This window comes from Oleiphilus sp. HI0043 (assembly GCF_001634935.1).
On the sequence record NZ_LWEY01001436.1, the window covers coordinates 1 to 1,244 of the forward strand.

The 1,244-nt window shown below is 47.1% G+C and carries 2 protein-coding genes; both read left to right on the plus strand.

Annotated elements, in window-relative coordinates:
- Window positions 1-378 (plus strand): aminodeoxychorismate/anthranilate synthase component II (locus A3729_RS20170; RefSeq protein ID WP_197475948.1); only part of this gene is annotated, 378 nt, incomplete at its 5' end.
- 35 nt (window positions 379-413) lie between these two features.
- A partial coding sequence (gene trpD, locus A3729_RS20175; RefSeq protein WP_068634208.1) for an anthranilate phosphoribosyltransferase occupies window positions 414-1,244 on the plus strand: 831 nt, incomplete at its 3' end.

The window sequence follows — 1,244 nt, forward strand, 5'->3', positions numbered from 1 at the left end:
CACTTTAAAGGCAAGCTTCCAATTCTTGGTATTTGTTTGGGTCACCAAAGTATTGGCCAGGCTTTTGGCGGAAATATCATTCGTGCCGGGCAGGTGATGCACGGTAAGACTTCAGCCATGCATCATAACGATAGGGGCGTATTTAAGGGATTGACTAACCCTTTCACCGCAACCCGTTACCACTCACTGGTTATTTGTAAAGATACGCTACCTGATTGCCTGGAAATCACGGCATGGACTGAAAACGAAGACGGTAGTGTCGAAGAGATCATGGGTGTTCGCCACAAGGAACTTGATATTGAAGGGGTTCAATTCCACCCTGAGTCAATTCTAAGTGAACACGGTCATGACTTACTTAAGAATTTCTTAGACCGATAAGATAAAACGATAAGCGAATAAAAATAGGTATACGCATGGATATTACTCAAGCTCTGGCAAAAGTCGTTGAAAACACCGACCTAGCAACCGATGAAATGCAGTCTGTCATGCAACAGATTATGACAGGCCAAGCGACAGAAGCTCAAATTGGCGGTTTCCTAGTTGCTTTGCGCATGAAAGGCGAAAGCATTGATGAAATTACCGGCGCTGCTCAGGTGATGCGAGAGCTCTCTACTAAAGTAGATATCAGCGGCGAACACTTGGTAGATACCTGTGGCACCGGCGGCGATGGTGCTAACTTGTTTAACGTCTCGACAGCCAGTGCATTTGTGGTAGCTGCAGCGGGTGGCAAGGTAGCAAAGCATGGTAACCGTAGCGTTTCTAGCAGCACTGGCAGTGCTGATGTACTCGAAGCTGCAGGCATTAATTTGTCTTTAAGCCCCGAGCAAGTACAGCGTTGTATTGAGGAAATTGGTGTTGGTTTTATGTTTGCACCAGCTCACCATAGCGCTATGAAGCATGCTATTGGCCCCCGGAAGCAGATGGCTATTCGTACCATCTTCAATATGCTTGGCCCCATGACTAACCCTGCTAACGTTGGTAAGCAAGTGATCGGCGTATTCAATAGTGCTTTGTGTAAGCCTATGGCTGAAGTATTAAAACGTCTGGGTAGCGAGCATGTACTCATCGTCCACGCGAGTGACGGCCTCGATGAGATCACTATTTCCGGCGACAGCCATGTCGCTGAACTCAAGGATGGCGTAGTCAGTGAATACACCATCAAACCAGAAGACTTTGACCTGGCGCGAGCTTCACTTGATGGCTTGGGTGTCGATAGTGCAGAACAAAGCCTAAACTTGATAAAA